The following is a 24,565-nucleotide window of genomic DNA, read 5'->3' as shown; positions in this document are numbered from 1 at the left end:
GGCCTCGGCGCCCCATCCTACGGACCGGCACGGCGCGCTCCCACGAGGGAACGGCGGTCCCGTGCACCAGCGTCCGGCCGGGCCGCATAACCATCAGCCGGTCCCGGTATTTACTCAGCGATCACCCGCGCGGGAACGGTGTTTGCAAGGCCGGTGGCGCAACTCACCTTGGATCAGCCGCGAGTTAACACCCATACGCCCGATATGCCACGCTATGCACCTTTGGCAGCTGCCTGCCCCGCCTGCCATAGTCGGGGCAACGACCCCCATTGACCCGGGCGAGGTCGTACCGGCGCCGTGGGCACACCCCTTCCGCCCGTCGGCGCGCGACTACTGGGGCCCGTTCCGCCGACCGCGCGGAAGGGCCCCAGTCACGTTTCCGGGCACCGGCGCCCCGGCCCGCCGCCGCGGCCTCACGCGCGGTCCGTCACCCGCATCTCGAACCACGTCGTCTTGCCGCGCGGCAGCAGATCGACGCCCCAGCGGTCGGAGAGCTTGTCCACGAGGAAGAGCCCCCGGCCGCTCACGTCCATCTCGTGCACCGGCATCAGGCAGGGCAGCCCGCGCGACGGGTCGCGCACCTCGACCCGGATCCAGCCGCGCCGGCGCAGCATCCGCAGCCCGAACGTCCGGGCGCCGGTGTGCCGCACCGCGTTGCCGACCAGTTCCGAGACGAGCAGTACGGCGTGCTCGGCGAGCTGGGGCGTCAGCGACCACTGCTTCAGCAGCACGGACTGCGTCAACCGCCGGGCGGTGGCGGCGGATTCGGGGCGCGAGGGGAGCCGCACCTCCTCGTTGGCGGGGTCGCCGATGAGATCGAGCGCCCTTGACGCCCCGTCACCCCGAGCGGCAGCCGTCACCCTGGCCCTCTCCCCCTCCATGTCCTGGGCGGGCAGGACCCAGCGCATGGCAGCCGTCCCGATGCGCGGCTGCGGCTGCTCCCTACCTTCGAGGCCCGCCATGCCACCATCATGGACGCAACCGGTGCGGTACGGGGGCGGAACCGCGGGAATCGGTCTCCCGGAATCCGCGGTTCCACTGCCCCCTCCGGACATATGCCAACGGCAGTCAACCGGCCCGTACGACCCACCTGACCTGCACGGGAGCCCTGCCCGTAGCTGACCGTCGGGCCCGCGCGCACCGGCTGCCTTAAGGCTGCCTTGAGCCGCCCCTCATTCGCCCGCAAGGGGCACGCAACCGGGGAACGCGTCCCTTCCGCACCGGCAACACCGAACCGTTCAGCGGAACTTGGCCTTGCCCGGGCCCTCCTCGACGAAGCTGCGCATGCCCGTCTCGCGGTCCTCTGTGGCGAACAGACCTGCGAACCAGTTGCGTTCGATCGTCAGTCCGGTGTCGAGGTCGGTCTCCAGACCGGCGTCCACCGACTCCTTCGCGGCCCGCAGCGCGATCGCCGGGCCCGCGGCGAGCCGGGCCGCCCAGGCGTGCGCCTGCGCGTACACCTCTTCGGCGGGAACCACACGGTCCACCAGCCCGAGGGTGAGCGCCTCGTCGGCCTTCACCTGACGGCCGGTGAAGATGAGGTCCTTCGCCTTGGAGGGGCCGATGAGGCGGGCGAGGCGCTGGGTGCCGCCCGCGCCGGGGATCAGGCCGAGCAGGATCTCGGGCTGGCCGAGCTTCGCGTCCTCCGCCGCGATACGGAAGTCGGCGCAGAGCGCGAGCTCGCAGCCGCCGCCGAGCGCGTACCCGGTCACCGCGGCGACGACGGGCTTGGGGATGCGGGCGACCGCGGTGAAGGAGTCCTGCAGGGCCTTGGACCGGGCGACCATCGCCGCGTGGTCCATCACCTGCATCTCCTTGATGTCCGCGCCGGCCGCGAACACCTTCTCGCCGCCCCAGATGACGACGGCGCGGACGTCGTCGCGGCGGGTGGCCTCCTCGGCCAGCTCACGCAGCCGGTCCTGGGTGGCGGTGTCCAGCGCGTTCATGGGCGGGCGGTCCAGGCGGACGGTGCCGACCCCGTCGGCGACCTCGAAGTTCACAGTCATGCAGGCAGGTTAATGGCCGTTCACGCGGAGGGCGCCGGTGCACTTGGTCACAGTGCGGCGGACGGCGGTGCGGGCGGGCGGTACGGCGCGTTGCCTGCCCGCACCGCCCTCCTGCCGCCCGCCTGCCGTGCGCCGTCCGGTTACTTCGACGCCTCGGCCGGCTGCGGCTTCTTCCACTCCTCCCACGGCATGTTCCACACGTTCAGCCCGTTCTCGGGCTGGATGGTGCGGTCGTGGGAGTTCTTGACGACGACCAGGTCGCCGATCAGCGAGTTGTTGTAGAACCACCCGGCGGGCGTGGACGTGCTGCCGCCCCGGTAGTCGAAGAGGCCCACGCAGCCGTGGCTGGCGTTGCGGTTGCCGAACGTCCACTGCCCGGACCAGTAGTTGCCGTGGATGAAGGTGCCGGAGTCGCTGAGCCGCATCGCGTGCGGCACGTCGGGTATGTCGTACTCGCCGCCGAAGCCCACGGTCTCGCCGTTCATCCGCGTCATCGCGTGCTTCTCGCTGATCACCATCTTGCCGTTGTACGTCTCGGTGCCCGGCGCGCCCGCGGTGACCGGCAGCGTCTTGATCTTCTTGCCGTCGCGGACCACGGTCATCCGGTGCGACGCCGCGTCCACCGTGCTGATCTGGCTGCGGCCGACGGTGAAGGTGAGCTTCTTGTTCTGCGTCCCGTACACCCCGGGACGGCCCTCGACGCCGTTGAGGTTCAGGGAGACCGTGACCTTCGTACCCGGCTTCCAGTACTTCTCGGGGCGGAACTCCAGGCGGTCGTTGCCGAACCAGCGGCCGTCGATGGGCACCGACGGCTCGGCCGTCACCTCGATCGCGTCCTCGACCGCCTTCCGGTCGGTGATGCCACGGGTGAAGCGGACATCCACCGGCATCCCGACGCCGACCGTCTGCCCGTCCTCCGGCACGTAGCGCCCGATGAAGGTGTTCTTCGGGGTCAGGGTGGTGAAGTCGGCGTGCTCGGCGGCCTCACGGCCCTCGGAGTCCTTCGCCACCGCGTCGACGGTGTACTCCGTCGCGTTGGTCAGGTGGCCCGCCGGCTGCCAGACACTGCCGTCCTTCGAGAGCCTGCCCTTGACGGCGTTGCCCTTGCGGTCCTTGACCGTCACGGACTTCAGCGTGCCCTTGTCCACCGTCACCTTCAGGGCGCCGCTCGTGGCGACGCCCTCGGCGCCGTCCTTCGGCGATATCTTCACCGCTGCCTGCGACGGCGCGTCCTTGCCGCCCTTGTCCCCCTCGTCGTCACCGCTGCCCCCGCACGCGGCCACCAGCACCATCAGCGCCCCGAGCACCGGAGCGAGCAGGACCTTTCCCCCCTGCCGCCGCCGAAACCGCTCCCGCGGCGCCCCCCATATCGGCTGCACGTCCAAGACTGGCCTCTTTTCCCCTCGCACGGCCCGCATCCGCGGCGCGCGGCACGGGCCACGCGCGCGCCTGCCGCCAGATAACCACACTGCGTACGGGTGGGGACTCCCCGGACATGTCACCGTTTCGTACCGACTGGTGGGCGTGGTGCGGGACGTACGGCTGGGGTTTCGGCGGGCGGTCAACTCGGCCGGATAAGAGTGCGGCCGGGGCCCGTCGGAGGGCCGCGGTCAGCGGACGGCGGAGCCCCGCAGCCACTCGCGCCACGGCATGTTCCAGCCACCCAGCCCGTTGTCCGGTGCCACCGTCGTGTCCTGGGAGCGGACCACCTCCACGATGTCGCCGACGAGCGAGTTGCGGTAGAACCAGCCCGCCGGGGTGTACGGGCTGCCGCCCTGCTCGTCCCGCAGCCCGACGCAGCCGTGACTGGTGTTGGCGACGCCGAACGTGTTCCTGGACGCCCAGTAGTTCCCGTGCAGGAACGTGCCCGAGGTGGTCAGGCGCAGTGCGTGCGGCACATCGGGGATGTCGTACTCGCCCCCGAAGCCGACCGTGCCGCCGTCCATCCGGGTCATCGGATGCCGTTCGAGGATCACCATCCGGCCGTTGTACGTCGGGTTGCCCTGGTCGCCCGCGGTGACCGGCAGGGTGGCGAGCGGCTTCCCGGCGCGCCGTACCGTCATGGTGTGCGCGGCCGCGTCAACAACGCTGGTCTGATCCCGGCCGATCCTGAAGCGGACGGTCTTCCGCTGGACCCCGTACACCCCGGGTGCCGCACGGACGTCCCGCAGCCGCAGGGCCATCGTGACCTCGGTACCGGGCCGCCACGGCTCGCGGGGGCGGAAGTCCAGCCGGCGGGTGCCGAACCAGTGCGGCGCGACGGTCACGGCGGGGCGCGCGGTGACGGAGACGGCGCGCTCGACGGCGGCCCGGTCGCGCACCGGGCGGTTGAAGTCGAAGGAGACGATCATCCCGGTGCCGACGGTGGAGCGGTGTTCGGGGCGGAAGAAGCCGACGATGCGGTGTTCGGGGACGTACGTGGTGAACGAGGTCTGGCGGGCTGTACGCCGCCCGTGGCCGTCCAGCGCCACGGCCTCGACGGTGTACCGGGAGGCGAGCGCGAGCGGGGCGCCGGCCGAGCGCCAGCTGAGCCCGTCGCGGGAGAGCCGGCCCGGCACCGGTTCGCTGCCGGTGTCCCCCGCCCGGGTGACCTCGACCCGCTCCAGCCGTCCGTCGGGCACCCGTACCTCGATGCGGCGCCCGGCGGGTACGCCGCGTGCGCCGTCGCCCGGCAGCACCCGGACGGCCTCCCGCAGGGCGCGCGGCGCGTCCGACGTCCACCCGCCGGGCCCCTGGCAGCCGGCGAGCAGGGCGGCGCCCGTGAGCAGCGGCACGGCGGCCGTCCAGGGACGCCGGATCGGTCGGTACGTCAGGGATCGGTTGGTCACGGTGGTCTCAACGAGCGCTCCCTTCGTGGGGAAACGTGACGCCCCGACCGGTTCGGGGAAGGAAGGGTGCAGGGAAGGATTGCCGGGAGGGCACGTCCACACGCGCGGCCGGGACGCCGTGTACGGCACCGCCCGATCGAGTCGCGAGCCGCGGGAGGCTGCCACGTGTCGAGCGCACTTGAGCAGGAGGCACTGCCGGACGAGGGCCGGGCGAGACCGGCCACGGGCACGGTCACGGTGCGGCCCGGGAGTCCGCAGCCGCTCGGGGCACGGTTCCGCAGCGGCCCGGACGGCGTCGCGGGCACCAACTTCGCGCTGTGGTCGGCGGGTGCCGAGGCGGTGGAGGTCTGCGTCTTCGACGACGCGGGGGCCGAGACCCGGTATCCGCTCACCGAGCTGACGCACGAGATCTGGCACGGCTTCGTCCCCGGTGTGCTGCCGGGGACGCGGTACGGGTACCGGGTGCGCGGCCGCTGGGACCCGTGGACCGGCGCCCGCTGGAATCCGGCGAAGCTGCTGCTCGACCCGTACGCCCGCGCGGTCGACGGGGACTTCCGGCTGCCGCCGGAGGTGTACGGGCACGTGCGGGACTGGCCCGAGCAGCACATAGCGGACACGGTGCGCGACGACCGGGACTCCGCGCCGCACGTCCCGAAGGGCGTGGTGGTGCACGACGACGCGCCGGGCGACGAGTGGGAGGACGACCGCCGCCCGAAGACGCCATGGGCCGATTCGGTGATCTACGAGCTGCACGTGCGGGGCTTCACCAAGCGGCACCCGGACGTCCCCGAGCATCTGCGCGGTACGTACGCCGGTCTCGCGCATCCGGCCGCGATCGGGCATCTGACCCGCCTCGGGGTGACGGCGGTCGAGCTGCTGCCCGTACACCAGTTCGCGCACGAGGACCATCTGCTCCGGCGCGGGCTGCGCAACTACTGGGGCTACAACTCCATCGGCTACTTCGCGCCGCACGCCGCGTACGCCGCTTCGGGGACGCGCGGCCAGCAGGTGGGCGAGTTCCGCCGGATGGTGCGCGCGCTGCACGCGGCGGGCATCGAGGTCATCCTCGACGTGGTCTACAACCACACGGCCGAGGCGAACGAGATGGGCCCGATGCTGTCCCTGCGCGGCATAGACAACCGCGGCTACTACCGCCTCGCCCAGGACCCGCGCCGGTACGCCGACTACACCGGCTGCGGCAACACCCTGCACGTGGTGCAGCCCAACGTGCTGCGCCTGATCACCGACTCGCTGCGCTACTGGGTCACCGAGATGGGCGTGGACGGCTTCCGCTTCGACCTGGCGGCGGCGCTGGCCCGCTCCATGCACGACGTGGACATGCTCTCGCCGTTCCTGGCGGTGATCGCGCAGGACCCGGTGCTGCGCCGGGTGAAGCTGATCGCCGAGCCGTGGGACGTGGGCATGGGCGGGTACCAGGTCGGCGCCTTCCCGCCGCTGTGGACGGAGTGGAACGACCGGTACCGCGACACCGTGCGGGACTTCTGGCGCGGCGCGCAGCACGACGTCCGGGACCTGGGCTACCGGCTGTCCGGCTCCAGCGACCTGTACGCCTGGGGCGGCCGCCGCCCGCAGGCCTCGGTCAACTTCGTCACGGCGCACGACGGCTTCACCCTGCGCGACCTGGTCTCCTACGAGCACAAGCACAACGAGGCCAACGGCGAGGGCAACCGGGACGGCACGGACGACAACCGCTCCTGGAACTGCGGCGCCGAGGGCGAGACCGACGACCCGGACATCCGCGCGCTCCGCCGCCGCCAGCTGCGCAACCTCCTCACCACGCTGCTGCTCTCCACGGGCGTGCCGATGCTGGTCGCGGGCGACGAGCTGGGCCGCACCCAGCACGGCAACAACAACGGCTACTGCCAGGACAACGAGCTGGGCTGGCTGGACTGGTCGCTGGCCGAGGACCCGGAGTGGCGGCCGCTGACCGAGCTGGTCTCCCGGCTGATCGCACTGCGCCGGGCACATCCGGTACTGCGCCGGCGGGCCTTCTTCTCGGGCCGCCCGAACGGCCCGGACGGACTGCGGGACCTGGCGTGGTTCACGCCCGCGGGGACGGAGATGACGGCGGGCGACTGGTACGCGCCCGCCACCGGGCTGGGCATGTTCCTGTCCGGGACGGACATCCCGCAGCGGGACGAGCGGGGGCTGCCGGTCACCGACGACAGCTTCCTGGTCGTCCTGCACGCCGGGCCCGAACCGGGCCGCTTCACCCTTCCGGGTGCGCCGTGGGCCCGTTCGTACGAACTTCTCGTCGACACCGCGCGCGAGGACCAGGAGGCGGAGCCGGGCACGGCGTACGAGGCGGGTACCGAGGTGGAGATGCCGGGGCGGGCGGTGTGGCTGCTGCGGGCCGGGCGGTGAGCCGCTGACGGACGGTGAGCCGCTGACGGACGGCGCGCTGCTTTCCGGACGGCCCGCCGCCGGACCGCTCCTCCGGCGGAAAAAAACCGTATGAGGACCGTCAGCGGTGACTTCTACTCTCACTGCTGATGAGCGCTGCAGCGAACTGCCCCGAGTCCGCCGTCCCTCCACCCCGCTCCGCGGTGCGGTCGCTGCTGCGGCTGTGGCCGTACATCCGTCCCGTGCGCGCCCGGCTGTTCGGCGCGGCGGGCGCCGCCGTCCTCGCCTCCGGCATGGGCCTGCTCATCCCGCTGGTACTGAAGTGGCTGGTCGACGGGCCGGTGGCACGGCGGGACGCGGGCGGCATCTGGCTGGGCGGCGGGCTCCTGCTGCTCCTGGGGCTCATCGAGGCCGGGCTCTTCGGGCTGCGCCGGTGGCTGATCGCGCGCCCGCTGGCGGGCGTCGAGGCGTCGATGCGGGACGCCCTGTACCGCCATCTGCAGCGGCTGCCGGTGGCCTTCCACGACCGCTGGCCCACCGGGCAGCTGCTCTCCCGTGGCACGACCGACCTGCAGCTGCTGCGGAGGCCGCCGTGCAGGCCGGGCCGCTGCTGGTCGCGTACGCCATCGACCACGCCGTACCCGCGCTGCGGGCGCACGACCACGGCCCGCTGCTCGCCGTCGGCGCCGGCTACCTCGGCTGCGCGCTGGCCGCGGGCGTCCTGCAGTACGCCTTCACCCGCTCCTGCGCACGGGTCAGCCAGGACGTCCTGCGCGACCTGCGCGGGCGGATCTTCCGGCATGCCCAGGCGCTCAGCCTGGACTTCCACGAGCGCTACACCTCCGGCCGGCTGATCTCCCGCTCCACCACCGACGTGGAGTCGCTGCGCGAGCTGCTCGACGACGGCCTGCAGGAGCTGGCCGGAGTGGTGCTCTCCATGGTCTACGTGACGGCGATGCTGCTGTACCTGGACTGGGGCCTGGGGGCCGCCGCCGTGCTGTCGGCGGGCCCTCTCCTGTTCCTGATCCGCTCCTTCCGGCGCCGCTCCCGGACCGTCCACAAGCGCCGCTCGACGGCCATCGCCGCGGTCATCGTGAAGTTCACCGAGACGCTCAACGGCATCCGTCCCGTCCAGGCGTTCCGCCGTGAGCGGGCCAACGACGCCGCGTTCGCCCGGCTGAACCACGTCCACGAGCGGGCCAACGGCGCCGGCATCCTGGAGATGGCCCGGTACGTGGTCCTCTCGCGTATGTCCGCCAACATCTCCCTCGCGGCCATCGTCCTGTGGGGCGCCTACCGGGTCGCCGCCGGCTCGCTGGCCCTCGGTGTGCTCGCCGCCGCCGTGCTGTACCTGCGGCGGCTGTACGACCCGATCGACCGGCTCGGGCTGTTCCTCAACAGCTACCAGTCGGCCGCCGCGTCCCTGGAGAAGATCGCGGGCCTGCTCGCGCAGCGCCCGGCCGTCCCGGAACCGGCCGCGCCCGTGCCGCTGCCCGCGCGCGCCGCCGGCCGCCCCGGCCGCGAAGTGACGTTCGCCGGCGTCCGGTTCGGGTACCGCACGGGCGGCGAGGTGCTGCCCCGCTTCGACCTCACGCTGGCCGCGGGGAGCACCGTCGCCTTGGTGGGCAGCACGGGCGCGGGCAAATCCACCCTCGCCAAGCTGCTCGCCCGCTTCTACGACCCGAGCGAGGGCCGGGTCCTCCTGGACGGCGTCGACCTCCGCGACCTGTCCGCCGCCGACCTGCGGCGCGGGGTCGTCATGGTCACCCAGGAGGCATTCCTGTTCTCCGGCACGGTCGCCGAGAACATCGCCCTCGGCCGCCCGGACGCCACCCGTGCCGACATCGAGGCGGCGGCGAAGGCCATCGGCGCGCACGAGTTCATCAGCGCGCTCCCCGAGGGCTACGACACCGACGTACGCAAGCGCGGCGGCCGCATCTCCGCCGGCCAGCGCCAGCTGGTCTCCTTCGCCCGCGCGCTGCTCGCCGACCCGGCCGTCCTCGTCCTCGACGAGGCCACCTCCTCCCTCGACATCCCCGGCGAACGCGCCGTCCAGCGCGCCATGCACACCGTCCTCCGCGACCGCACCGCCGTCGTCATCGCCCACCGCCTCTCCACGGTCGGGATCGCCGACCGCGTCCTGGTGATGTCCGGAGGCCGCATCATCGAGGACGGCGCCCCCGGCCGGCTCATCGCCGGAAAGGGCCACTTCGCCGGCCTTCACGACGCCTGGCGGGAGAGCCTGGTCCAGTGACACCGCCATGACAAGACGCTGACCATGACCACGCCGCCGCCTCCCCCGGCCCTTCGTACCCTCCGCACGGACAGCAGCCGGTACCTCCGCAGCTGTACGGGCAGCAGCCCGGCGCGCCGTGGGGGATGCCGCCCATGGGGCCGCCGCCGAAGGGGAAGGGACCGGGTTCCGGCGCGATCGTCGCCCTCGTGCCCGGCGCACTGTGTGTCGCGTCCGTGGCGGTACGGGGCGTGTTCCAGACCGGCGCGCCGTTCGCCCGCGGCTCGTACGGGCCGCGGTACGCGCCGGCGGTGCCCGGGACCCTGGACGGCGGGGCGTACTCGCTCGACGCCGGCCCCGGATCCGTCGGCCTCCAGGCCTTCGCCCCCAAGGCGGGCCGCGTCCGGGACGAGGTGCGCGTCGAGGCCGACTGACCATCCCCGATTGGTTGACCGTTATACGAACACCGTCCGCCGCTCTACGGACGGTTTCCGGCCATATCGTTGTCCGGACCCTGTCAATCGGCCCCGGCAGGTGGGAAGCTGCGCGGCAGTCGGAGCGGGTCCCCACAGCATCACTGCCCGCGCCGGTCACGCACGTACCGCTCCCCCCACACGCACTTGTTCTGCCCGGCCGGCCACCCAGCCGGCCGGTCCCCCCGGCAGCGGCCCATCCCGCCGCTGCCCCGCAGAAGGAGCCAGCGTGAGACGCACCCCCCATGGACGCTCCGGCCAGGCCCGCAGACGTGCGACGGCCACCGGGACCCTCGTCGCCGTGACGGCCCTGCTCGCCGTCGGCGTGCAGACCGGCGCGGGCAACGCGGCGCCCAACCCCGGCACCGCCCACGCCCAGCCCCGGGCTGGCGCCCTGCCCGTCAAGCTCTCCCCCTCGCAGCGTGCGGAGCTGCTGAAGGACGCGGCGGCCACCACCGCGCAGACGGCGAAGAAGCTCCAGCTCGGCGCCGACGAGAAGCTCGTCGTCCGGGACGTCCAGCAGGACCGGGACGGCACCACCCACACCCGGTACGAGCGCACCTACAAGGGACTGCCCGTACTCGGCGGCGACCTCGTCGTGCACGAGACCCGCGCCGGGAAGGTCGAGCGGGTCACCAAGGGCGTCACGGCCCGGATAGCCGTGGCCGGCACCAAGGCGACCGTGACGCCGGCGACCGCCGAGGCGAAGGCACTGAAGGCCTCGAAGGCGGAGGGCGCGGAGAAGTCCGTCGCCAAGGAGCCCCGCACGGTGGTCTGGGCGGCGGACGGCAAGCCGGTACTCGCGTACGAGACCGTCGTCGGCGGGCTGCAGGACGACGGCCAGACGCCGAACCAGCTGCACGTCATCACCGACGCCACCACCGGCGAGAAGCTCTTCCAGTACCAGGGCATCGAGCAGGGCACCGGCAACAGCCAGTACAGCGGCAAGGTGACCATCGGGACCGCGCCGTCGTACACCATGACGGACACCACGCGCGGCAACCACAAGACGTACAACCTCAACCACGGCTCCTCCGGGACCGGCACGCTCTTCACCGACGCCGACGACGTGTGGGGTGACGGCACCCCGCAGAACGTCCAGACCGCGGGCGTGGACGCCGCCTACGGCGCCCAGCTCACCTGGGACTACTACAAGAACGTGCACGGCCGCAGCGGCATCAAGGGCGACGGCGTCGGCGCGTACAGCCGGGTCCACTACGGCAACAACTACGTCAACGCCTTCTGGGACGACAGCTGCTTCTGCATGACCTACGGCGACGGGTCGGGCAACGCGGCGCCCCTCACCTCGATCGACGTGGCGGCGCACGAGATGACGCACGGCGTCACCTCCGCCACCGCCGACCTCGTCTACAGCGGTGAGTCCGGCGGCCTGAACGAGGCGACCTCCGACATCTTCGCGGCGGCCGTGGAGTTCAACGCCGACAACCCCGAGGACCCGGGCGACTACCTCGTCGGCGAGAAGATCGACATCAACGGCGACGGCACCCCGCTGCGCTACATGGACAAGCCCAGCAAGGACGGCGCGTCCAAGGACTACTGGTACTCCGGCGTCGGCAACGTCGACGTGCACTACTCCTCCGGTATCGCCAACCACTTCTTCTACCTGCTGTCCGAGGGCAGCGGCGCGAAGGACATCAACGGCGTGCACTACGACAGCCCGACCTCCGACGGTCTGCCCGTGCCGGGCATCGGCCGGGCCAACGCCGAGAAGATCTGGTACAAGGCGCTCACCCAGTACATGAGCTCCACCACCAACTACGCGGCGGCCCGCACCGCCACCCTGAACGCCGCCGCCGACCTCTTCGGCAAGGACACCGCGACGTACAACACGGTCGCCAACACCTGGGCCGCGGTGAACGTCGGCAGCCGCGTCGGCGACGGCGGCGACCCGGGCGACCCCGGCGACAACGTCTACGAGAACAACAACGCCCTGGCGATCCCGGACGCGGGTGCCGCGGTCACCTCGTCGATCGCCGTCAACCGGACCGGCAAGGCCCCGAGCACGCTCAAGGTCGGCGTGGACATCACCCACAGCTACCGCGGTGACCTCGTCCTCGACCTGGTCGCGCCGGACGGCACGGCGTACCGCCTGAAGAACTCCAGCGCCTGGGACTCGGCGGCGGACGTGAAGGCCACCTACACGGTCAACGCCTCCTCGGAGAACGCCTCCGGCACCTGGAAGCTCCGCATCCGCGACGTGTACTCCGGTGACACCGGCCGCCTCAACGGCTGGAAGCTGACCTTCTGACCCGGTCCCCCGGCAGACACACGACCAGGAGTGCCACCCCCGCCGCCCGGCGGGGGTGGCACTCCTCCGTTATGCGGACGACAGCGCGCTCTTTGCGAACAAATTGCACACCGCCCCCAATTACCCGGTGACAGCCGTCCGTTGGAATGGCACGCTGACCCCGCACGTACCACCCGCATCACTTTGCACCCCCACCATTTGGCAAAGTTGAAGGAGCACGCGTGACCCCCCACATATCGCGCACCACCCGTATCGCCGGCGCCTCCGTCGCCGCGGCAGCACTGCTCGCGGCCGGCATCGCCACCGGCACGGCGGGCGCGGCCCCCACCTCCCACGAGGCCGCCGGATCACCGGTCAAGATGACCGCCTCGCACCGCGCGGAACTGCTCCGCGACGCGCAGGCCACCAAGGCGAGGACCGCCGAGGAGCTCGGGCTCGGCGCCAAGGAGAAGCTGGTCGTCAAGGACGTCGTCAAGGACGCCGACGGCACCACCCACACCCGCTACGACCGCACCTACGACGGCCTGCCCGTCCTCGGCGGTGACCTGATCGTCCACCAGGCCAGGGGCGGCGCCATCACGTCGGCCACCAAGGCCACGAAGGCCGCCGTCAAGGTCACCTCCACCACCGCGAAGATCGCCCCCAGGAAGGCCGCGGCCTCGGCCCGGTCGGTGTCCGGGAAGACCGAGGGCATCAAGAAGTCCGACGCGGCCACCCCGAACAAGGTCATCTGGGCCGCTTCCGGCAAGCCCGTCCTCGCGTACGAGACCGTGGTCAAGGGCGTCCAGAAGGACGGCACGCCCAGCGAGCTGCACGTCGTCACCGACGCGAACACCGGCAAGAAGCTCTTCCAGCACCAGGCCATCGAGACCGGCGCCGGCACCAGCATGTACAGCGGCAAGGTCGAGCTGGCCACCAAGAAGGGCAGCGGCGGCTACGAGCTGACCGACGACAGCCGCGGCGGCCACGCCACGTACGACCTGGGCGGCAAGGAGAGCGGCGAGGGCAAGCTGCTCACGGACGACGACGACACCTGGGGCACCGGCAAGGGCGACGACCCGCAGACCGCCGCCGTCGACGCCGCGTACGGCGCCCAGGTCACCTGGGACTACTACAAGAACGTGCACGGCCGCAGCGGCATCAACGGCGACGGCAAGGGCGCGACCTCCCGCGTGCACTACGGCCAGAACTACGTGAACGCGTTCTGGGACGACAGCTGCTTCTGCATGACGTACGGCGACGGCGAGGGCAACACCCACCCGCTGACCGCCCTGGACGTGGCGGCGCACGAGATGTCGCACGGTGTCACCTCGGCCACCGCGAACCTGGAGTACAGCGGCGAGTCCGGCGGCCTGAACGAGGCCACCTCCGACATCTTCGGCACCGCGACCGAGTTCAGCGCCGAGAACGCCGAGGACCCGGGCGACTACCTCATCGGCGAGAAGATCGACATCAACGGTGACGGCAGCCCGCTGCGGTACATGGACAAGCCCAGCAAGGACGGCAACTCGCTGGACTTCTGGAAGGAGGGCGCCGGCGACGTCGACGTGCACTACTCCTCGGGCATCGCCAACCACTTCTTCTACCTGCTGTCCGAGGGCAGCGGCGCGAAGGAGATCGACGGCGTGAAGTACGACAGCCCGACCGCCGACGGCTCCAAGGTCGAGGGCATCGGCCGGGAGAAGGCCGAGAAGATCTGGTACAAGGCGCTCACCGCGTACATGACCTCGACGACCGACTACAAGGCGGCCCGCGAGGCGACCGTCAAGGCCGCCACCGACCTGTACGGCGCGGACGGCGCCGAGGTCAAGGGCGTCGAGGCGGCGTGGACGGGCGTCAACGTGAAGTAACGCTCCGCCACCAGGCCCCCCTTACAGTCCGGGGAGCTTAGCGGGGCGGATCACCCGGCGGGCGTTGTCCACAGGGTGATCCGTACCCCGCGTGGCGCACGGGGTGATCCGTACCCCGCCAGCCGTACGGATCGGCGCGTCGCCCGCAGACCGAGCGGTGCCCGGAGGCTCCCGACATCCCTCCGGGCACCGCTCTTCCGTCTCGTTCCTCGCTCTGCCGGCCGGGGCCGTGCCGGTCAGCGCAGGAGTACTCCCGCCGCCTCGCCCGTGGTCTCCGAAGGGGTCGCGAGCAGGCCCATTTCGGCGCCCGTGGCCAGGAGGGGGGTGGGCGGGGAGGATGCGGACGGTGTAGCCGAAGGGGCCCGTCCGGTCCAGGACGAGGGGGCCCTCGTAGAGCCAGCGGCCCTCCATGTCGGGGCCGCCCGCCGGCTTGAGCGGCACGGTGAGCGGGTCGGCGATCCGGTCGGACTCGTCGACCCGGCCGGACACCAGCTGTACCTCGACGTCCTCGGGGGCCAGCTCGTCCAGGGTCACCCGGACGCGGAGGGCCAGGGTGCCGCCCAGTTCGGCCTGGCCGTTGGCGGGCGTGGCGGCGCTGCCGGTCTCGACGTGGTCGACGGCGACCCGCGGCCAGGCCTCCCGTACCCGGGCCTTCCACCGTGCGAGGTCGCGCGCGGCGTCCGGGGTGAGGGCGCGGTGCGCGTGCGCGGCGGGGGCGTAGAGCCGCTCGACGTACTCGCGGACCATGCGGCCCGCCAGGACCTTCGGGCCGAGGGTGACCAGTGTGCGGCGGACCATCTCGACCCAGCGGTGGGCCACGCCCGCCTCGTCGCGCTCGTAGAAGCGGGGCGCGACACGCTGTTCGAGGAGTTCGTAGAGGGCCGCGGCTTCGAGGTCGTCGCGGCGTTCCTCGTCGGTGGCGGTGCCGTCGGCGGTGGGGATGGACCAGCCGAAGTCCGGCTCGTACCACTCGTCCCACCAGCCGTCGAGGACGGAGAGGTTCAGCGCGCCGTTGAGCGCTGCCTTCATGCCGGAGGTGCCGCAGGCCTCCAGGGGGCGCAGCGGGTTGTTCAGCCAGATGTCGCAGCCCGGGTAGAGCTTCTGCGCCATGGCCATGCCGTAGTCCGGCAGGAAGACGATGCGGTGCCGGACGCGCGGGTCGTCGGCGAACCGGACCAGTTCCTGGACGAGGCGTTTGCCGCTGTCGTCGGCGGGGTGCGCCTTGCCGGCCACCACGATCTGGATCGGCCGCTCGGGGTGGAGCAGCAGCTCCATGAGGCGGTCGCGGTCGCGGAGCATGAGGGTGAGGCGCTTGTAGGAGGGCACGCGGCGGGCGAAGCCGATGGTGAGGATGTCGGGGTCCAGGACGGAGTCGATCCAGCCCAGTTCGGCGGTGGCGGCGCCGCGCTGCCGCCAGGAGGCGCGCAGCCGCATGCGTACCTCGGTGACCAGCTGTTCGCGCAGGGTGCGGCGGAGGTCCCAGATGGCGGGGTCGGGGATGTCGGCCACCGCCGACCAGCGTTCGGAGCCGCCGACGGTGAGGGCGTCCTCGGCGCGGGTGGCGCCGATCTGCTTGGCGCCGAGGCGGAAGACCTCGGGGGCGACCCAGGTGGGTGCGTGCACGCCGTTGGTGACGGAGGTGATCGGTACCTCGTCGGGGTCGAAGCCGGGCCAGAGTCCGGCGAACATCTCCCGGCTGACGCCGCCGTGCAGCGTGGAGACGCCGTTGGCGCGCTGGGCCAGGCGCAGGCCCATCACGGCCATGTTGAAGACGTTGGGCTCGCCGCCGGGGTAGCTCTCCATGCCGAGGCCGAGGACCCGGGCGGCGTCGATGCCGGGGAGTTCGCCGTCGGGGCCGAAGTGGCGGGCGACCAGTTCGCGGTCGAAGCGGTCGATGCCGGCGGGGACGGGGGTGTGGGTGGTGAAGACGGTGCCGGCGCGTACGGCTTCCAGGGCGCTGTCGAAATCCAGCCCGCCGGCGTCGTCTTCGGACAGTTCGCGGATGCGTTCCAGGCCGAGGAAGCCGGCGTGGCCCTCGTTGGTGTGGAAGACCTCGGGCGCGTGGTGGCCGGTGAGCCGGCAGTACGTACGGACAGCGCGTACGCCGCCGATGCCGAGCAGCATCTCCTGGAGGAGGCGGTGCTCGCTGCCGCCGCCGTAGAGGCGGTCGGTGACCTGGCGTTCGCCGGGGCCGTTCTCCTCGACGTCGGAGTCGAGGAGGAGCAGGGGGACGCGGCCGACGCGGGCCTGCCAGATGTACGAGCGCAGCCGGCGGCCGCCGGGCAGCGCGAGGGAGACCTGGGCGGGGGCGCCGTCGGCCTCGCGGAGCAGTTCCAGGGGCAGCTCGTTGGGGTCGAGGACCGGGTAGTGCTCCTGCTGCCAGCCCTCTCGGGAGAGGGTCTGGCGGAAGTAGCCGTGGCGGTAGAGCAGGCCGACGCCGATGAGCGGGACGCCGAGGTCGGAGGCGGCCTTGAGGTGGTCGCCGGCGAGGATGCCGAGGCCGCCGGAGTACTGCGGGAGGGCGGCGGTGATGCCGAATTCCGGTGAGAAGTAGGCGACGGCCCGGGGCAGGGCGCCGTCGACGGACTGGTACCAGCGGCGGCCGGAGAGGTAGTCCTGCAGGTCGTCGGCGCAGGCGGTGAGGCGGCGCAGGAAGCGCCGGTCGGCGGCCAGCTCGGTGAGGCGTTCGGCGGTGACGGTGCCGAGGAGCTGGACGGGGTCGGAGCCGGGCCGCTGCCGGCCGTCGGGGTCCAGGGAGTGGAAGAGCTCGCGGGTCTCGGTGTGCCAGGACCAGCGCAGGTTCCGCGCCAGTTCGCTGAGCGGTCGTAGGGACGGGGGAAGGACAGGGCGCACGGTGAATCGACGAATGGCCTTCACGCTCCGACCGTAGCGGCGGGCCGCCCGCGGCAACCACAGCGCGCGCTTCGTGCCGCTGACAACCGCTCGAAAGGCCCGCCCCGCGCGCCAGGTGTGCACCTGTGCGCCCCTTGCCGACCGGGGCGTACGCCTCTTGGCTGAGGTGCCTGCCCTGGAGCGCCCCGCGGGGTCCGGCCGGGGGCGCCCCGGTGGGCGCGAGGGCTGCCGGGGCGCGGGAATCCGGCCAGAAATCACCGCAACCTTCGCCATGCACAGCCCACCCGATATGGCCGATTCCGCCCCCTCGTCCGCTCTTGTACTGACTCCTGGGTCACGGAAGGCTGCAGGATGGCGTCCGTGGAGCGCGGTGCGGCAGCCGGCGCCACAGGACCGCAACACCCTTGCCCGCCTGTCGAGTTGAAGAGGGGAACTCCGTACATGGCCTGGACACGAATAGCCCGGCGACGGCTGACGGCAGGGGGTACGGCCGCCGCCTCGGCGGCCCTGCTCTGTGCCGCCACGCTGCCGGCCCACGCCGCGCCGCCCGAAGGCCGGATTCTGGGAGCGGGGGCGTCCGGCGCGGTGAACAGCAGTTACATCGTCACCCTCAAGGCGGGCACCCGGGGTGTCGAGGCGCGGTCCGCGGCGGGGAAGAACCTGGCGGCCAAGTACGGGGTGGCGATCCGCCGGACGTACCACAAGGCCATCAACGGCTACGCGGTACGGGCGAACGAGACCCAGGCCCGGCGTCTCGCGGCCGACCCGGCGGTGGCCGCGGTGAGCCAGAACCGCACGGTACGGCTGACGGACACCGCCGCGGCCCCCGGGACCACCCAGAAGAACCCGCCGTCCTGGGGCCTGGACCGGATCGACCAGAAGAGCCTGCCGCTGGACAAGTCCTACACCGCGCCCGGGAGCGGTGCCGGGGTGGAGGTGTACGTGCTGGACACCGGCGTACGCGCCGGTCACAGCGACTTCGGCGGGCGGGTCAGAAGCGGGTGGGACTTCGTCGGTGACGACGCGGACGCGAGTGACACCAACGGCCACGGCACCCATGTGGCCGCCACCATTGCGGGTGAGAAACACGGCGTGGCCAAGAAGGCCGGCATCGTCTCCGTACGGGTGCTGGACGCGAAGGGCTCCGGCACCACCGCCAATGTCATCGCCGGCATCGACTGGGTGGCGCAGCACGCCCGGAAGCCCGCCGTGGCCAACCTGAGTCTGGGCAGCATGCCCTCGCCGCAGCTGGACCAGGCGGTACGCAACGCGGTCGCCGCCGGGGTGACGTTCACCGTCGCGGCCGGGAACGACGGGCTGCCGGCCGACCTGTTCTCACCCGCCCGGGTGCGGGAGGCCGTCACCGTCGGCGCCACCAGCAGCAAGGACGTCCGCGCGGAGTTCTCCAACTGGGGCCCGGCCGTGGACCTGTTCGCGCCGGGTGTGGGGATCACGTCGGCGTGGCACTCGGGGAACACGGCCGTCAGGACCCTCTCCGGTACCTCGATGGCCGCGCCGCACGCCGCGGGCGCTGCCGCGCTGTATCTGGCGGAGCACCCGAAGGCGACGCCGAAGCAGGTCCAGAAGGAGCTGGTGGGCCACGCTTCGCAGGGCCAGGTGCAGAGCGCCCTCGGCTCGCCGAACCGGCTGCTGCGGGTCGGGGACTCCTGACGCGGTCCCCTTACGGGCCGGGCACGACGGCCGGCTCCGCCCGACGGCGGGGCCGGTCCGTTGCTGTCCGGACGCCGCGCGGCGGCCGGTTCGCGCGGCGTGCTCGGCTTGCGCTGTTACGTACGAGTAGTTCATCCGCGGGCGGATTGCCCGGCCGCGGCGCGTGGGAAGGCTCAGTCGGAACGCGCCCTTCCCTTGCGTGTCCCGCCCTGCGCACCTCCAACCGAGTGAAAGGCGACAGGACCGTTCATGCCCGCAACCCGTAAGCCCGCCGCGGAGATACAAAGGACAACACCCCGCAAAGTGTCCCAAGTCTCAGGTGATCCCATGATCGGTCGCATTCCCGTCCTGGACGTCCGTCCCCAGATCGACTGCGGGCGCCGCCCGGCCAAGGCGGTGACCGGCGAATCCTTCGAAGTGTCCGCCACGGTCTTCCGGGAAGGCCATGACGCGGTCGCGGCCAATGTCGTACTGCGCGATCCGAACGGCAGGAGCGGCCCGTGGACGCCGATGCGGGAGCTGGCGCCGGGGACCGACCGCTGGGGCGCCACGGTCACCCCGGATGCCGAGGGCCGCTGGACGTACACCGTGGAGGCCTGGTCGGACCCGGTGAGCACCTGGCGGCACGTGGCGCAGGTCAAGATCCCGGCCGGTCAGGACACCGGTCCGGTACTGGCCGAAGGCGCCGATCTGCACGAGCGGGCGGCGGCCGGGGTGCCGAAGAACGCGGGGCGCGAATCGATTCTCCGGGTGGCCGACACGCTGCGCGACGAGAGCCTGCCGGCGGCCACCCGGCTGGCCGCCGCGCTCACCCCCGAGGCCCTGGAGATCCTCGGCCGGCACCCGCTGCGCGAACTGGTCAGCGCCTCCCGGCCGATGCCGCTGCTGGTGGAGCGGCGCCGGGCGCTGTACGGCTCCTGGTACGAGATGTTCCCGCGTTCGGAGGGGGCGTACGAGGCGCCCGACGGGACCCTGGTCAGCGGCAATTTCCGGACCGCCGCCGAGCGGCTGCCGGAGGTCGCCGCGATGGGCTTCGACGTGGTCTACCTGCCACCGGTCCACCCGATCGGCACGACCCACCGCAAGGGCCCGAACAACGCGCTCTCCGCGGGCCCGCACGACGTCGGCTCGCCGTGGGCGATCGGCTCGGCCGAGGGCGGGCACGACGCCCTCCACCCGGACCTGGGCACCTTCGAGGACTTCGCGCACTTCGTGCGCACCGCGCGGGACCTGCGGATGGAGGTGGCGCTGGACTTCGCCCTGCAGTGCTCGCCGGACCACCCCTGGCTGGACAAGCATCCGGAGTGGTTCCACCACCGCGCCGACGGGACCATCGCGTACGCCGAGAACCCGCCGAAGAAATACCAGGACATCCACCCGATCGCCTTCGACGCGGACTTCCGCGGGCTGGTGAAGGAGACGGAGCGGCTGCTGCGCTTCTGGATGGAGAAGGGCGTCCGCATCTTCCGGGTGGACAACCCGCACACCAAGCCGGTGGTGTTCTGGGAGAAGGTCATCTCGGACATCAACCGCACCGATCCGGACGTGATCTTCCTGGCGGAGGCGTTCACCCGCCCCGCCATGATGCGCACCCTCGCGCAGGTCGGCTTCCAGCAGTCCTACACCTACTTCACCTGGCGCAACTCCAAGCACGAGCTGACCGAGTACCTCACCGAGCTGTCCCGCGAATCGGCCTCCTACATGCGGCCGAACCTCTTCGTGAACACGCCGGACATCCTCCACGCGTACCTCCAGCACGGCGGCCGGGCGGCCTTCGAGGTACGCGCGGTGCTCGCGGCCACGCTGTCCCCGACGTGGGGGGTCTACGCCGGTTACGAGCTCTGCGAGGGGACTCCGGTACGAGACGGGAGCGAGGAGTACCTGGATTCGGAGAAGTATCAGCTGCGTCCCCGCGATTGGCAGACAGCGGGCCGTGAGGGCCGTAGCATCGCTCCCCTCATCACGGCACTCAACCGGCTGCGCCGCCGCCATCCGGCACTCCAGCAGTTGCGTGATCTGCACTTCCATCATGTCGACAACGACGCGGTCCTCGCCTACTCCAAGCGTGAGGGCGCCGACGTGGTCATCACGGTCGTGAACCTGGACCCGCACCACACCCACGAGGCGACGGTGTCGTTGGACATGCCGGAGCTCGGCCTCGACCGGCACGAGTCCGTACCGGTGCGCGACGAGCTCACCGGCGAGACCTACCACTGGGGCAGGGACAACTATGTGCGCCTTGAGCCGGGACGCGCCATGGCGCCCGCGCACGTACTGTCCCTGCGACCGTCCTCACCGATCGGAGGGTCACCCAATTGATCGTCAACGAGCCCGTCCCCGACACGTTCGAGGACACTCCGGCCAAGGACCGCGATCCCGAATGGTTCAAGCGGGCCGTCTTCTACGAAGTCCTGGTGCGCTCGTTCCAGGACAGCAACGGGGACGGCATCGGCGACCTGAAGGGCCTGACGGCCAAGCTGGATCATCTGCAGTGGCTGGGCGTCGACTGCCTCTGGCTGCCGCCGTTCTTCAAGTCCCCCCTGCGGGACGGCGGTTACGACGTCAGCGACTACACCTCGGTGCTGCCGGAGTTCGGTGACCTCGCCGACTTCGTGGAGTTCGTGGACGCCGCGCACCAGCGCGGCATGCGGGTGATCATCGACATGGTGATGAACCACACCAGTGACCAGCATCCGTGGTTCCAGGAGTCCCGCAGCGACCCCGACGGGCCGTACGGCGACTACTACGTCTGGGCGGACGACGACAAGCAGTACCAGGACGCCCGGATCATCTTCGTCGACACCGAGGCGTCCAACTGGACCTTCGACCCGGTACGCAAGCAGTACTTCTGGCACCGCTTCTTCTCCCACCAGCCGGACCTGAACTACGAGAACCCGGCGGTCCAGGAGGAGATGATCTCCGCGCTCCGGTTCTGGCTGGACCTGGGCATCGACGGCTTCCGGCTGGACGCCGTGCCCTACCTCTACGCCGAGGAGGGCACCAACTGCGAGAACCTCCCGCAGTCGCACGCCTTCCTCAAGCGGGTGCGCGCCATGGTCGACGCGCACTACCCGGACACGGTGCTGCTGGCCGAGGCCAACCAGTGGCCGGAGGACGTGGTCGACTACTTCGGCGACCCGGAGACCGGCGGCGACGAGTGCCACATGGCGTTCCACTTCCCGGTGATGCCGCGGATCTTCATGGCGGTACGCCGCGAGTCCCGGTACCCGGTCTCGGAAATCCTCGCCAAGACACCGGAGATCCCGTCCGGCTGCCAGTGGGGCATCTTCCTCCGCAACCACGACGAGCTGACCCTCGAAATGGTCACGGACGAAGAGCGCGACTACATGTACGCGGAGTACGCCAAAGACCCGCGGATGCGCGCCAACATCGGCATCCGCCGCCGGCTCGCGCCCCTGCTGGACAACGACCGCAACCAGATCGAGCTGTTCACCGCCCTGCTGCTCTCGCTGCCCGGCACGCCGATCCTGTACTACGGCGACGAGATCGGCATGGGCGACAACATCTGGCTGGGCGACCGGGACGCGGTGCGCACCCCCATGCAGTGGACGCCGGACCGCAACGCCGGCTTCTCCTCCTGCGATCCGGGGCGGCTCTTCCTGCCCACGATCATGGATCCGGTCCACGGCTACCAGGTGACCAACGTCGAGGCCGCGATGTCCTCGCCGTCGTCCCTGCTGCACTGGACCCGGCGCATGATCGAGATCCGCAAGCAGAATCCCGCCTTCGGGCTGGGCACGTACACCGAGCTGCCGTCGTCCAACCCCGCGGTGCTGGCGTTCCTGCGCGAGTACCAGGACGACCTGGTGCTGTGCGTGCACAACTTCTCGCGCTTCGCCCAGCCCACCGAGCTGGACCTGCAGTCGTTCGACGGCCGTCACCCGGTCGAACTGATCGGCGGCGTGCGCTTCCCCGCGATCGGCCAGCTGCCCTACCTGCTGACCCTCGCGGGACACGGCTTCTACTGGTTCCGGCTGCGCAAGGACGCGGTGGCTTAGCCGGCAGGACGTTCCGGGCACCGGCCGGGCCTGTGGGCCGGTGCCGCGCGGGCGCGCCGTACGGAGCGCCCGCGCACCGCCGCGTACGGGCCCGCCGCGGTGGCCGGCCGGCCACCGCGGCGGGGGCATGCATTACCCGCCCGTACATGCACGCAAGGCGTGTTCGGGAGTTTTTCGACCTTTCGCCCGGGCAGTCTCCCTACTGCCGCACGGGCCGGACGAGTCACACGCCGAGCCTGCGGGCGTGGGGAATCCTGCCGCGGATCCGCTGCCGTACGGACGATCCTCGCCCGACACGTCCCGCACCGCCCCACAGTAAAGGCCGTATTCCGGGACACTTTGCCGTAGCTGTCGTGTGCCCGGGGAAAGGACGCGACGTCATGTCGGAAACCGCCTCGACCCGTGCTCTGCAAGGCCGGCACCACCGGCCGCCCGTCACCGCCGCGCCCGGGCTGCTGCCCTCGCTCGTCCCGCTGCTGCGCGAATGGGTGCCGCGGCAGCGGTGGTTCGCCGGCAAGGGACGGCCGGTCAGCGGCTTCGATCTCGTGTCGGCCGCCGAACTGCTGCCCGTCGACGGGGCCGCCGCCGCTCCCGGGCTGCTGCACCTCCTCGTCCGCGCCCGGCAGCCCGGCGGCCCGGCCCGGGCGCCGGAGGACGACGACTGCTACCAGCTGTTCCTCGGCGTGCACGGCACGCTGCCGCCGCGGCTCGCCCACGCCTTGATCGGCCGCCCGGACGAGGGACCGCTGGCCGGGCGTACGGTCTACGACGCGCTGCTCGACCCGCGGCTGTGCACGCTGCTGCTGGAACGGCTGCGGGTGCCGGGCCAGCTGGGTGCGCTCCGCTTCACCGTCGAGCCGGACGCCTCGCTCGCCTCCGGCCTCACCGCCCGGCCGCTGACCGGCGAACAGTCCAACACCTCGGTGGTGTTCGGTGACGCCTACATCCTGAAGGTCTTCCGCCGGGCCGCCCCCGGCCTCAACCCGGACCTGGAACTCCCGCTGGCCCTGGCCCGCGCCAAGTGCTCGCGGGTACCGGGGCCTGTCGCATGGTTCGAGTCATCGGCGGCGGGCCCGGTGAATCCGGCCGACGGGCCCCGGCACCACGCCGCAGAACCGATCACTCTCGGTGTGCTCACCCCGTTCCTGGACGGCGCGGCCGACGGCTGGCAGCTCGCGCTGAACGCCCTGTCGGTACGCGCCGACTTCACCGGCTCCGCGCGGGCGCTCGGCCACGCCACCGCCGAGGTGCACACCGCGCTCGCCGAGACGCTCCCCACCACCCAGCTGCGCCGCACGCACCTGGAGCGGATCGCCACCGGCATGACCGAGCGACTGGACGCGGCGGCCCGCGCGGTCCCGGCGCTGCGCCCGTACCGCAACCGGCTGCGCGCCGCCTTCCAGGCGCTCACCACGCTCGGCGAGGACGGCCGTACGTTCGCCGCCCAGCGCATCCACGGCGACCTGCACCTGGGCCAGACGCTGCGCTCCGCGGGCGAGGGCCGCTGGTCGGTCATCGACTTCGAGGGCGAGCCCGCCCGGCCGCTGGCGGAAAGGCGCGACGTCCAGCCCGCGGTGCGGGACGTCGCCGCTATGCTCCGGTCCTTCGACTACGCGGCGCGCAGCGGCCCCGGCGGCGGCGACGCCTGGTCGCTGGAGTGGGCGCGGCGCGCACGGGCCGCGTTCTGCCGCGGCTACGCCGAGGCCGGCGGCCTGGACCCGGACTCCGTTCCGGAGCTGATGCGCGCGTACGAGACCGACAAGGCCGTGTACGAGGTGCTCTACGAGGCCCGGCACCGGCCGGACTGGCTGCCGATCCCGATGGCCGCCGTCCGCCGCCTCGCCGGGACCGATCCGCACCTCGGCACCGGTGCGCACCTGACGACCGAACCCCATGTGGGCGCGGGGCCCGACCCCTACGCCGACGCGGACCCGGAGGAGGGCGACCCGTCGTTCACGAGTTACGCCCCGCCCGAGGACCGCACCTGACCCCCGTGTCC

13 protein-coding genes and 2 pseudogenes are annotated in these 24,565 nt (G+C 71.8%); 10 read left to right on the top strand and 5 right to left on the bottom strand.

From position 1 onward, the window contains the following. Window positions 1-413: 413 nt before the first annotated feature. From AAC944_RS25405 to AAC944_RS25390, 4 genes are all read right to left on the bottom strand, one after another. Window positions 414-962 (bottom strand): ATP-binding protein, encoded by a 549-nt coding sequence (locus AAC944_RS25405; protein WP_030621378.1) that lies wholly within the window; start codon window positions 960-962, stop codon window positions 414-416. 276 nt (window positions 963-1,238) lie between these two features. Further along, window positions 1,239-2,006 carry an enoyl-CoA hydratase/isomerase family protein gene (locus tag AAC944_RS25400; protein WP_030621376.1) on the bottom strand — a complete coding sequence of 256 codons (768 nt, stop codon included), beginning with the start codon at window positions 2,004-2,006 and terminating at the stop codon, window positions 1,239-1,241. 140 nt (window positions 2,007-2,146) lie between these two features. Beyond that, the gene (locus AAC944_RS25395; RefSeq protein ID WP_030621374.1) at window positions 2,147-3,391 is read right to left on the bottom strand and encodes a L,D-transpeptidase; all 1,245 of its coding nucleotides are present in this window, start codon (window positions 3,389-3,391) and stop codon (window positions 2,147-2,149) included. A 225-nt stretch (window positions 3,392-3,616) separates the two neighbouring features. Beyond that, a complete protein-coding gene (locus tag AAC944_RS25390) occupies window positions 3,617-4,834 on the bottom strand; it encodes a L,D-transpeptidase (protein WP_438272756.1) in 1,218 nt (405 codons plus the stop codon). A gap of 192 nt (window positions 4,835-5,026) precedes the next feature. Between AAC944_RS25390 and glgX the strand changes: the two genes are divergently transcribed. From glgX to AAC944_RS25360, 6 genes and pseudogenes are all read left to right on the top strand, one after another. After that, window positions 5,027-7,219 carry a glycogen debranching protein GlgX gene (glgX, locus tag AAC944_RS25385; RefSeq protein WP_051872202.1) on the top strand — a complete coding sequence of 731 codons (2,193 nt, stop codon included), beginning with the start codon at window positions 5,027-5,029 and terminating at the stop codon, window positions 7,217-7,219. A 128-nt stretch (window positions 7,220-7,347) separates the two neighbouring features. Beyond that, window positions 7,348-7,722: pseudogene (locus AAC944_RS25380) on the top strand (ABC transporter ATP-binding protein); the annotation flags it as partial. Next, window positions 7,632-9,452 carry an ABC transporter ATP-binding protein gene (locus tag AAC944_RS25375; RefSeq protein ID WP_051872200.1) on the top strand — a complete coding sequence of 607 codons (1,821 nt, stop codon included), beginning with the start codon at window positions 7,632-7,634 and terminating at the stop codon, window positions 9,450-9,452. The pseudogene AAC944_RS25380 and the gene AAC944_RS25375, both read left to right, overlap by 91 nt. Before the next feature lie 134 nt (window positions 9,453-9,586). Then, window positions 9,587-9,865, top strand: a complete 279-nt coding sequence (locus AAC944_RS25370) for a hypothetical protein (RefSeq protein WP_030621362.1) — start codon at window positions 9,587-9,589, stop codon at window positions 9,863-9,865. 268 nt (window positions 9,866-10,133) lie between these two features. Continuing rightward, window positions 10,134-12,173, top strand: a complete 2,040-nt coding sequence (locus tag AAC944_RS25365; protein ID WP_051872199.1) for a M4 family metallopeptidase — start codon at window positions 10,134-10,136, stop codon at window positions 12,171-12,173. 221 nt (window positions 12,174-12,394) lie between these two features. After that, complete coding sequence (locus AAC944_RS25360) at window positions 12,395-14,023, top strand: M4 family metallopeptidase (protein ID WP_030621357.1); 1,629 nt, start codon at window positions 12,395-12,397, stop codon at window positions 14,021-14,023. Between the two features lie 236 nt (window positions 14,024-14,259). Here the strand turns inward: AAC944_RS25360 and glgP are convergent. Next, window positions 14,260-16,900: pseudogene (glgP, locus tag AAC944_RS25355) on the bottom strand (alpha-glucan family phosphorylase). A gap of 417 nt (window positions 16,901-17,317) precedes the next feature. Here glgP and AAC944_RS25350 point away from each other — a divergent pair. From AAC944_RS25350 to AAC944_RS25335, 4 genes are all read left to right on the top strand, one after another. After that, window positions 17,318-18,547, top strand: a complete 1,230-nt coding sequence (locus AAC944_RS25350) for a S8 family peptidase (protein WP_030621352.1) — start codon at window positions 17,318-17,320, stop codon at window positions 18,545-18,547. 327 nt (window positions 18,548-18,874) lie between these two features. Continuing rightward, window positions 18,875-20,866 carry an alpha-1,4-glucan--maltose-1-phosphate maltosyltransferase gene (locus tag AAC944_RS25345; RefSeq protein ID WP_030621350.1) on the top strand — a complete coding sequence of 664 codons (1,992 nt, stop codon included), beginning with the start codon at window positions 18,875-18,877 and terminating at the stop codon, window positions 20,864-20,866. Continuing rightward, window positions 20,863-22,566: a maltose alpha-D-glucosyltransferase gene (gene treS / locus AAC944_RS25340; RefSeq protein ID WP_030621347.1), complete on the top strand. Its 1,704-nt coding sequence runs from the start codon at window positions 20,863-20,865 to the stop codon at window positions 22,564-22,566. The genes AAC944_RS25345 and treS overlap by 4 nt, the downstream gene beginning before the upstream one ends. A gap of 380 nt (window positions 22,567-22,946) precedes the next feature. Then, window positions 22,947-24,554: a maltokinase N-terminal cap-like domain-containing protein gene (locus AAC944_RS25335; protein ID WP_196943210.1), complete on the top strand. Its 1,608-nt coding sequence runs from the start codon at window positions 22,947-22,949 to the stop codon at window positions 24,552-24,554. Window positions 24,555-24,565: the final 11 nt, after the last annotated feature.

Origin of the sequence: Streptomyces sclerotialus (assembly GCF_040907265.1) — a bacterium.
Lineage (GTDB): Bacteria > Actinomycetota > Actinomycetes > Streptomycetales > Streptomycetaceae > Streptomyces > Streptomyces sclerotialus.
Note: the sequence above shows the minus strand (reverse complement) of the source record. Positions and strands in the feature narration are given on the sequence as shown.